The sequence below is a fragment of the Paraglaciecola mesophila KMM 241 genome (assembly GCF_000315015.1).
Classification (GTDB): domain Bacteria; phylum Pseudomonadota; class Gammaproteobacteria; order Enterobacterales; family Alteromonadaceae; genus Paraglaciecola; species Paraglaciecola mesophila.
The window spans coordinates 380,170-390,458 of record NZ_BAEP01000075.1; the positions used below are offsets into that span (position 1 = coordinate 380,170).

Below are 10,289 nucleotides of genomic sequence, written 5' to 3' on the forward strand. Positions count from 1 at the left end.
AAAGGCATGGAAAAGATTTTAGTCGTTGATGACGACCTGGGTATTCAAAAGCAGTTGAAGTGGAGTTTCACGGGGTATGATGTGGTGTTTGCGGATGATCGTACTTCAGCGATCACCCAGTTACGCCGGCATGAGCCTAAAGTGATTACCCTTGATTTAGGCTTACCGCCAGACCCTGCTAATGCCACTGAGGGCTTAGCAGCGCTGCAAGAGATACTTGCGCTATCCCCTAACACCAAAGTGATTGTGGTAACCGGTAACAACGATAAAGTGAATGCCTTAAAGGCCATTGAGCTTGGTGCGTATGACTTTTATCAGAAACCCATTGACTCTGATACCATCCAAGTATTGGTCAGCAGAGCGGCGCAGCTTTACGATTTAGAGCAAGAAAATCGTCACTTATCTGCGGTAGCGCCCTCAATGGATCGCATTATCGGTAACAGTGAACAGATTCTAGCGGTCAGTAAAAAAGCTGAGCGAATTGCGCAAACCGATATCAGTACCCTTTTATTAGGGGAAAGTGGCACGGGTAAGGAAGTGTTTGCTCGCAGTATTCACGAGCACAGTTTACGCAAGAAGAAAGCCTTTATTGCCATTAATTGTGCGTCGATCCCTGAAAACTTGCTCGAAAGTGAATTGTTTGGCTACGAGAAAGGCGCGTTTACTGGAGCGAACAAAACCACACCGGGCAAAATTGAAAGTGCCCAAGGCGGTACGCTGTTTCTGGATGAAATCGGCGATATGCCTGTAGGTTTACAAGCTAAGATGCTGCGTTTTTTACAAGAGCGCGTTATCGAGCGAGTAGGCGGACGTACTGAGATCCCAGTAGATATTCGTGTTATTTGTGCCACCCACCGTGATTTAAATAGCATGGTCGCCGAGGAGACCTTTCGCGAAGATTTGTATTACCGAATAGGGGAAATTAACATTGTGATACCGCCACTGCGAGAGCGTGGTAACGATGTGATTTTGCTGGGGAAGACCTTTTTAAATCAATACAACGAAGACTTCAAAACGAAAGTGAAAGGCTTCAGCGACAGTGCGACACAAGCCATGTTGCAACACCGCTGGCCGGGTAATATTCGTGAATTACAGAACAAGCTTAAATCTGCGGTGATAATGGCTGAGTCAGCTTACATTCAACCTGATGATTTAGGTTTACAAGTGAATGAAGAACTAAGCACCATGCGAACGCTTAATCTGCGTGAAGTGCGCGAAGAAGCTGAAAGCAAAGCTATTCGTTATGCGTTTCAGGTGGCCGAGCGCAATATGTCGCGTACTGCTGAATTACTTGGGGTGACGCGTCCTACGCTTTATTCGTTGATTGATAAGTACCACCTAGAGGACATTAAAACTGGCTCCTAGTGTGAACAACGTGTACGACGGGTTGGCCGATATTCGGTTAAGCTCTGTGTTTGAGCATATGTAAATGCAATGGCTCAAATACATATTAGCTTTGATGTCGTTGGTTGGCCTATGGTTTGTAGGTTTAAGCCTAAGCGCATTTATACCCCTACCTGCATCTTTATTAGGTTTGTTAGTGTTACTACTGGGCTTGATGTGGCTTAAACGCATTCCTCCTGCATTACTCAAAGTGTCGCAGTTTGTACTCGGACATATGCTAGTGCTCTTTGTGCCTGCGACCATGGGAGTACTGCTCTACGCTGAAAAATTAGCGGATAACCTATTGTGGCTAATATTGAGTATCGTTGTCAGCACAGTACTCAGTCTTGGAATAACTGCACGGATTTGCCAACGCTTATGGCAACCGACAGACCAACCTCCGGCCACGCCCCATGACGATTGACATCTCAGGCGAGGCTAAACAAATGCAACCGATAGTGATGTCATGCTAAACACTTACAGCGAGCAATATCCTCTCGTATCTGCGTTTATGTGGTCGACCATTACCGTAGGGGTGTATTTGCTTTCATTGATCGTTTTTCGCCTATTGGGGCGACGCCCGGCATTTCATCCAATGATTTTTTGTATTGCCATGCTTGCGGTAGTGCTCTTCTATACCGGCGTCACTGTTGAATCATACCAAGGAGATACGAGCCTGCTGACGTGGTTATTAGGCCCAGCGACAGTGGCGCTGGCTGTTCCCCTCTACAGCCAAATAAGAAGTATTCGCGGAAATGGCTTAGGCATTATGCTGCCGATTTTGATTGGTGGTGCCATTGCGCCTATTTTGGCTCTGGCCGGTTTGTATTTTGTGCCTCTGGACAGCGACGTAAAGTTAAGCTTGTTGACCAAGTCGATTACGAGTCCATTGGCGATTGAGACCAGTCAACATATTGGCGGTATTCCTGGGCTTGCTGTAGTGATTGTTATTTTCACTGGCATAGTGGGGGCTATATTTGCATCCATAACGTATCGCATATTTCGCGTCACGTCCCCTCAAGCCCAAGGACTTGCTTTAGGTACTGTAGCCCACGCCATAGGCACTGCTCAAGGATTTCAGATGAGTCAGAAAATAGGTGCATTTGCCACCATAGGTTTGTGCATCAATGGGGTACTAACGGCCATCATTCTACCGATTATTTTTTTCCTCATCAGCTAGTGGTACGAATACTGCTAACTTCCCGCTAAGTTAGCAACGCTCCTATGATTAGTATGATGGGGCGGTACACATGGGTTAATATATTTATGCGCAAAATAGCGGGCGATTCTATTCACATTTGGTTATTGGTGTTTTTCACGAGTGTGGTGTTAACCGCATGCGGCGGTGGTGGCTCTTCAGACTCAGACTCTGATAACACGCCTGATGTCATTGTTAATGCTGGGCCAAGCTCTACGGTCAATGAGGGAACGACAGTCGACTTGCAAGGTGATGCGCTAGGCACCACCGATGCCTTAACCTACGCCTGGTCTGCCTCGCCGACATTATCGATTACCCATGACGATACCACCACGGGTGTTGCATCATTTGTGGCGCCAACCACTAGCGATACGCAGACCTATCAATTAACTCTTCAGGCAACTGATGGCAACGGCAACGTTGGCTCTGACAGTCTAGAAGTGACTGTTTTGCCATTCAACACAGCGCCAAACGCGATCATTTCCTACCAACCGATTGACGGTTTTTCTAATAATATCTTTCCTGCCGGCACAGAAGTTACCTTAAATGGCGACACCAGCACAGACGCTGATACGACGGATGCAGATAACCCTATTGCCGCATATCAATGGCAACAACTTGCCGGAGTTGATGTGCTTTCTGGAGTCAGTAGAGATGCAAGTAACATTACCTTTACCACACCGATTGTCGATGAAGACAATACTTTAACCTTCGAGTTAACCGTCACTGATCAAGAAGGTGCAACGGATACCGAAGAGCTGACCATCACCATATTGAGCGCAAGTAATAATGTGCCCACTGTTGATGCTGGTGTCGATCACCAAGTGTTTTCTGGTGAGAGCATTTTACTTTCAGGAACGGCCGATACTGCTATTCCCTCTGCAAAGCCATTAACCTACTTGTGGTTGACTGACTCTACCTTAGAGCCACAAATTAATAGCGCCAATGTGTTACAAACATACGCTGTGGCGCCTATGGTCACCACGAGTCAGGTGTTGACCTTCACCCTAGAGGTTAATGATGCCAACGGTAATGAGGTGGACGACAGCATCTCTGTAACAGTAAAACCGTTTCCTCGTAGTTTAATAAATGATACGGGGGTGGCACGACAAGCCAGTGTGAACGCAGTGAACAGCTCGCATCAAGGGGATTACCCAGCGCAGGACGGTCAACGGGGGCGGGATATTATTGCTACTAATAATATGCTCACTAAGGCCGGGCGGGGTGAAGGTGGCTTTGACTTCACTCGCCTAGATGACATTGGGGATGAAGTTGACGATGTCAGCCAGCCATGGCGTTGTGTGCGCGATAATGTGACTGGCTTAGTGTGGGAAATTAAGACCACCAATGGTGACTTACACGGCAGACGCCATGCCTACAGCTGGTATTCAGAAGAGAACAATGGCGGATATAGTGGGCCGTTGAATCCGGCCACTCCTAGCTGCTCGTTGAGCGACTGCAACACACAAGATTTTGTTGAAGCAGTCAATGCTCAAGGCTTGTGTGGTTTTTACGATTGGAAGCTACCTAGTCATAACGAGCTGCTTTCTATCGTGCATTTTGGCAAATCTACCAGCCCTATGTTAGATACCGATTATTTCCCCTACGCAGATAGTGGGCAAACTAGCAATTTATGGTACTGGACATCTCAAACCAGCGTCGATGGTACCAACGAGGAAGCTCAGAATGCATGGGCCATTGATCTCTCTAGCGGAAATGACAACTTTCTAAATAAATCTACAGCGGCTAACGTTCGCTTAGTCAGAGCAGGACGATAATATGAAGAAGCTACTGTTTTTAGCGTTACTTAGTTTTAACAGCCTTGCCCAAACGTGCCTAGGGGATGTAACTGAAACGGCGAACGAAGAGGAATTTACAGTCAACACAGATGGCACTGCAACTCATATTAGTAGCGGTTTGATGTGGATGCGTTGTAGCATTGGACAAACCTATAGCGCTGACAGCTGTGTTGGTGAAGCCGATGAGTTGAATTGGCAGCAAGCCCTAGATGAAGCCCATGGCTTCACGTATGCGGGTCATAGCGGTTGGAGAGTGCCGAATTTAAAAGAACTGGCTACGTTAACCGAGCGTGCCTGCGTGCGACCAGCCATAGATGAAAGTGTATTTCCAGATACTTTGTCTGACGATTACTGGACTTCTACCCCTTCCGTACTCGATACGGATCGCGCATGGGTGGTGGCGTTTTTCAACAGCAGTAATGCATTGAAAGAAAAAAGTTTATTCGTATACACCCGTCTGGTCAGAACAGTCGATTAACGTATATTTTAATTCGATTATCGTATCGAGCTTTTAAATTACCCGTTAACTGGTCAGAATATGCTGGTCTTTTTAAGCTAGCGATCTGATATGCGTTTTTTGTGGTTATTTTTTCTGGGTTTTTACGCCGCGAATGTGAAAGCCGATTATAAGTGTGATGTAGAGCTAAACTACGGTTTGGTCGTGACGAACGATCAGATACGTATTATCGATAATAGCCGCACTGTTTACCAAATTAATAACGATGATCAGCTTATTGTTCAAGGGCAATGGGTATCCTTGTCAGTGCAGCAACAAGCTGAACTAAAAGAGCTGGCTGACGGCGTGCATCACGTGGTGCCTAAAATGATTTTACTGGCCAGTGAAGGTGTTGAGCTGGCGATAGAAACTGTGGAACACGTGTATATCGGCTTAGTCGGTGAAGAGCACGAAAGCTACGAGAAATTGCGTTCATCTTTAGCCAGAGTACAGGCCAGAGTCAAAGAAAAATTCATTCATGCGGGCAGTAATTTCTATATGGGCCCTGGCACATTAGAGAACGTCGATGACTTAGTTGACCGCGAATTAGAAGCGCAAATTGAAGAAGCTATGAATACCTCGTTAGGCGGCATCCTATCGGCCATAGGGGGCTTGGTATCAGAAAGCACCAGCACAGAAGAAAAGATCGCTAAACTGGCCGAGAAAATTGACAGCATCGGGAATTCCGTTGACGCCGCAATCAGCCCGAAAAGCCAAACCCTACAACAAAAAGCACACTGGTTTTGTAATGAGTTTAAACGCTTAGACCGTGTGGAAGACCGCTTACGCCGTGATATAACCCAACTCACGAAATATAATGTAGTCACCAGCGAGCAAGGCCATAGCCATTAAGTTGCTGGTTTAGCCAATGTTTTACGATTAAGATAGCCGCCGTTTTTTCAGTCCTAAGAAATCCCCATGTGTTTATTCCAGCAAGATGCCGTTGAATGGTTGCAAAGCTTACCAGCCAACAGCGTTGATTTGGTCATTACCGACCCGCCGTACGAATCGTTAGAAAAGCATAGAGCTAAAGGCACGACTACTCGTTTAAAACACAGTAAATCTTCAAGCAACGAGTGGTTTGCCATCTTTCCGAATACACGCTTCATTGAGCTGGTCGCAGAGATTTATCGCGTTCTAAAGAACAATAGCCATTTTTATTTGTTCTGCGACCAAGAAACTATGTTTGTGATCAAGCCGCTGGCAGAAGCGGCGGGTTTCAAGTTCTGGAAACCCTTAGTGTGGGACAAGTGCGCAATTGGTATGGGCTATCACTACCGTGCGCGCTATGAATTCATTCTGTTTTTCGAAAAAGGCAAACGTAAGTTACAGGATTTAGGCATGCCTGATGTGCTGCAAGAAAAGCGCGTATGGCGAGGCTATCCGACAGAAAAGCCCGTGCCCTTGATTGAAAAGCTGATTGCACAAAGCTCAAATGAAGGTGACTTGGTCATCGACCCATTTTTTGGTTCTGGCGCAACGTTAGTGGCGGCAAAAAATCTTAAACGGCAGTGGCAAGGAGCCGATTTATCACCGTCGGCCCATGCCTTTGCCGCTGAGCGCCTAGGTTGTTAACCGCCATAACGGAATGGTGGTTTAGCACATACATTTATAGGCGCTAAACCAGCATTTCAAGTAAGGTATTTAAATAGCGCCTTCCTAAAGGCGTTACCTGCCAATGAGTTTCGGTTTCTGCTAACAAGCCTTTGCTTATTGCGCTATTCAGATTATTTAATAACTGAGGCTGCTCGGCCATGACCAAACCGGTAAATTCTGTAAAATCCTGTTTAGGGCAAGGTTCGAGTAGGCGCAGACGATTCATAAAAAACTCAAAGGGCAACTCATCATCCTGAACTTCATGTTGTTGATGCATATAAGAGCGGGTGAGATCCATGTATCCCTTGGGATGCTTGACTTTGACCGTACGTATTATTTGACCGTAGTCTTTTAACGTCACTTTGCCATGCGAACCGCAACCAATGCCTAAGTAGTCTCCAAATCGCCAATAATTCAGGTTATGTTGGCATTGCTGACCCGGTAAACTATAACCTGATATTTCGTACTGCTCATAACCTGCTGCAACGAGTATTTCGTGACCTTGCTCTTGTATGTCCCACAATATATCGTCTTCGGGCAGTGTTGGGGGTTTAGAGTAAAATTGTGTATTGGGTTCAATGGTCAATTGATACCAAGATAAATGAGGTGGACTCTGAGCGATACCTTGGCGTAAATCAAACAATGCGTCGTCAATAGTTTGTTCTGGTAAGCCATGCATCAAATCAAGGTTGAAACTATTAAGGCCAGCATCGCGCGCGTAACCTGCAGCATTTAACGCTTGTTGATCATTATGGATACGCCCGAGTCTTTCCAATTTCTCTTGCTGAAAGCTTTGTACGCCGATTGATATTCTGTTCACGCCTGCTTTAGCAAAACCGTTAAAACGTTCGCTTTCTACTGTGCCAGGGTTAGCTTCAAGGGTTATTTCAGCATTGACTGCTAAATTGACGCGCTCACGCACCCCTGCCAACAAACGGCTGATCGCATCGGGGGAAAATAGACTTGGCGTGCCCCCACCTATAAAAATACTGTGCACTAGGCGCGAGCCAATTAGCTTGGCGTCTTGGGCTAAATCATCTAGTAAATGACTGACATACTCAGCCTCTGGCAAGGTTTCCTGTTTTTGACCATGGGAGTTAAAGTCACAATAGGGGCATTTTTGCACGCACCAAGGGATGTGAATATACAAGGCAACTGGGGGGAGTCGCAGGGTTTTGACTGGGGATGGCGTTGTATTCGTTTCACCGGCGTCATTCATATCGCAAGTGTCTGCCATTTCGCTATTCACCTGCTTTTTCAACGTTATCGCTCAGTTTTACTAAAAGTTGCTGCAACGCTTGGCCGCGATGGCTTAGGGCGTTCTTTTGCTCTTTCGTTAATTGTGCAGAAGTACACTTTTTTTGTGCTACCCAAAACACAGGGTCGTAACCAAAGCCACTTTCACCACTACGTTCAACGGTTATTTCCCCATGCCATTCGCCCTGGCAAATAATGGGGGTGGGGTCTTCACTGCTGCGCATATATACCAACACACATAAGAAGCGCGCTTGGCGTTTCACTGGCGCAATACCACTTAGTGAGTGAAGCAACTTATCAATATTGTCGCTATCTGTGGCATTGCTACCGGCATAGCGCGCTGAATATACACCAGGTGCTCCGCCTAAGGCATCAACGGCTAAACCTGAATCGTCAGCAATAGCGGGTAAGCCCGTAATTTTGGCTGCATGACGCGCCTTGATGATGGCGTTTTCAACAAATGTGGTACCCGTTTCGGCTACTTCAGAAACGTTAAATTCACTTTGTGGAACGATATGAATGTTTAGCGGAGTAAGCAATTGACTTAACTCGGCGACTTTACCTTTGTTACCCGTGGCTAAAACTATTTTGCGCGACAAGAGCGGCCCTTCTATCTAAATATGTTTGGTCGAATTTTACCTGTTTCAACAAAAAATTGATATTGCACTGTTGCGCTTTTAATCTTTTACGAAAGGTCGCTTGTGACAAATACACCTTGCTGTGAAAGGGTAAGTTAATTAGTCTAGGTATATTGTTTTTGTTGCAAAATTAATCTTTTAATTTTATCCGCGTACCAGCGCAAGGATGCTTTATGAATTTTTCAGGTAAATTTTTTCTTCTTGGCACTGCAAGCCTAATAACGTGTTACGCAATAGGGGAAACGCTACCTCAAGTACAGAAAACCACAATTAATGAGCCAAGTACGGTGTTGTTAGAGTCCGCTAAACTCCCTGAACCAATAAAGCGCGTGGAGCCTAAGTACCCTGTGAGCATGGCAAGAAAAGGCGCTGAGGGTTGGGTACAACTAAATTTTGTGGTGGGTACTGACGGCAGCGTCAACGATATCGTTGTGGTTGATTCAACTGGTATGAAAGCCTTCGAAAAAGCAGCAGTAAAAGCAATGAAAAACTGGCAATACAGCCCAGCATTTATTGATGGCAAGCCAATCGAGCAATGCCACAACAAAGTACAAATGGACTTTCGGTTAGATGGGGGAGAAATAGGGGTTAGGCGTAATTTCAAACGTAAATATGAAAGTGTGCGCGGGGCACTAAGCAGCAATGATATTGCCTTAGCGGGCGAGCTGAGTGACAACATGAAAGACAAAGGCTTGCTCAATAGCATTGAGTTTACCTTTTACTCGTTGCTACGTGCAGACTTGGCAAAAGCACAAAACGATGATGTTTCAGAGCTTAAGCATGTTGAACATATATTGAATACTGACAGAAAAGGCGAGTACTTAGGCAGCGAAGCGCATCGATTATTGTTAAACCGTATGTTTGTGCTGCAGATAAATCAGTCGCAATACCTTGACGCCTTAGATACGTTTCAGCGCGTTGAGACGCAAGAAAATAACGACGAAAACATCGCCATGCTCAAACCTTATGTGACCCAAATACTCAACGTGCTCAAAAGCGACCAAGTAATAGCTATTCCAGGAAAAGTCAAACAAGACGGTGATTGGTGGCATGCCCTGAGCAGGCGCGCCTTTAGTTTACGTGACGTGAACGGCACCCTAAATACAGTGGAACTTCGTTGCCACAATAAAAGCGAGCTATACACAGCCACCACAGACAGCACATGGAATATACCCGCCAGTTGGGGCCGTTGCAGTGTAAGAGTGGTAGGAGATACCGACAGCCAATTCACCTTGCTAGAAATACCCACCACGAGTGAGCAGAGTTGATTTCAGACCGTCTCCATGTGTGGCAGCTGGTATAAACAAATAGGTTTGAATATAAGGTCGCTTTGGGCTTCGCCCTTTTGATTGTAAATATATCGCGGAATTGGAATCTTAATGTCGCGTGATCGCTAGAATCTAGGACTTAAAATGCATAGCACTTTGAAAGCTCGTAAACCAATATTGTTGTTTGCCTTTGTCTCTATGGTTTTAGGTATGAATGCATGCGCTTTGGAATCAAGCGCTGAAAACATTCAAACGTTAATATCCGGTAATGCCCTAAAAGTAGTCAACAGGTTTGGCGCAAGCATTATATATTTTGACCCTAATGGCTCTTTTGAACACCTCGCTGAGCGAGGTCAAATGAGCAGCGGTAAGTGGCGAGTCACCACCGATAGCATGTGTGCAACTGTCCTTCCTCAGCCCAACAATCCAGCTAAAGAGTTTTGCCTAAACATGATAAATCGTAAATTAGGTGAAAGTTGGACTGAGCATGATGTTAGAAATGGTGAATTAAAAAGAACACTGCTACAGGGCCATCCAGCACTGTAAACGTGAGGAATTTGAATAAAGTTACAACAAATATATCTTTTGATAGTACGCGGCTATACCGAGCCCCACACTGCGAACACCAAACTCAATTAACACAAAAAAAACCTG

The 10,289-nt window shown here is 45.6% G+C and carries 11 protein-coding genes; 9 read left to right on the forward strand and 2 right to left on the reverse strand.

The genetic code is table 11. The features are described from left to right. Window positions 1–6: 6 nt before the first annotated feature. From prsR to GMES_RS19490, 7 genes are all read left to right on the forward strand, one after another. Window positions 7–1,365: a PEP-CTERM-box response regulator transcription factor gene (gene prsR / locus GMES_RS19460; RefSeq protein WP_006994522.1), complete on the forward strand. Its 1,359-nt coding sequence runs from the start codon at window positions 7–9 to the stop codon at window positions 1,363–1,365. 64 nt (window positions 1,366–1,429) lie between these two features. Beyond that, the gene (locus tag GMES_RS19465) at window positions 1,430–1,807 is read left to right on the forward strand and encodes a CidA/LrgA family protein (RefSeq protein ID WP_006994523.1); all 378 of its coding nucleotides are present in this window, start codon (window positions 1,430–1,432) and stop codon (window positions 1,805–1,807) included. A gap of 42 nt (window positions 1,808–1,849) precedes the next feature. After that, complete coding sequence (locus GMES_RS19470) at window positions 1,850–2,563, forward strand: LrgB family protein (RefSeq protein WP_006994524.1); 714 nt, start codon at window positions 1,850–1,852, stop codon at window positions 2,561–2,563. 86 nt (window positions 2,564–2,649) lie between these two features. Then, window positions 2,650–4,359, forward strand: a complete 1,710-nt coding sequence (locus tag GMES_RS19475) for an Lcl C-terminal domain-containing protein (RefSeq protein WP_006994525.1) — start codon at window positions 2,650–2,652, stop codon at window positions 4,357–4,359. Between the two features lies 1 nt (window position 4,360). Then, a complete protein-coding gene (locus GMES_RS19480) occupies window positions 4,361–4,858 on the forward strand; it encodes an Lcl C-terminal domain-containing protein (protein WP_006994526.1) in 498 nt (165 codons plus the stop codon). Window positions 4,859–4,948: 90 nt separating this feature from the next. After that, entirely contained in the window at window positions 4,949–5,728 is a 780-nt protein-coding gene (locus GMES_RS19485) for a YggN family protein (protein WP_006994527.1), read from the forward strand. 66 nt (window positions 5,729–5,794) lie between these two features. Continuing rightward, the gene (locus tag GMES_RS19490; protein WP_006994528.1) at window positions 5,795–6,451 is read left to right on the forward strand and encodes a DNA-methyltransferase; all 657 of its coding nucleotides are present in this window, start codon (window positions 5,795–5,797) and stop codon (window positions 6,449–6,451) included. Between the two features lie 43 nt (window positions 6,452–6,494). Here the strand turns inward: GMES_RS19490 and hemW are convergent, their stop codons facing one another. Further along, the gene (gene hemW / locus GMES_RS19495) at window positions 6,495–7,643 is read right to left on the reverse strand and encodes a radical SAM family heme chaperone HemW (RefSeq protein ID WP_039987844.1); all 1,149 of its coding nucleotides are present in this window, start codon (window positions 7,641–7,643) and stop codon (window positions 6,495–6,497) included. A gap of 70 nt (window positions 7,644–7,713) precedes the next feature. Beyond that, complete coding sequence (locus tag GMES_RS19500; RefSeq protein WP_006994530.1) at window positions 7,714–8,328, reverse strand: XTP/dITP diphosphatase; 615 nt, start codon at window positions 8,326–8,328, stop codon at window positions 7,714–7,716. 212 nt (window positions 8,329–8,540) lie between these two features. Between GMES_RS19500 and GMES_RS19505 the strand changes: the two genes are divergently transcribed. Continuing rightward, window positions 8,541–9,635 carry an energy transducer TonB gene (locus GMES_RS19505; RefSeq protein WP_006994532.1) on the forward strand — a complete coding sequence of 365 codons (1,095 nt, stop codon included), beginning with the start codon at window positions 8,541–8,543 and terminating at the stop codon, window positions 9,633–9,635. A gap of 144 nt (window positions 9,636–9,779) precedes the next feature. After that, window positions 9,780–10,181 (forward strand): hypothetical protein, encoded by a 402-nt coding sequence (locus GMES_RS19510; protein ID WP_006994533.1) that lies wholly within the window; start codon window positions 9,780–9,782, stop codon window positions 10,179–10,181. Window positions 10,182–10,289 lie beyond the last annotated feature (108 nt).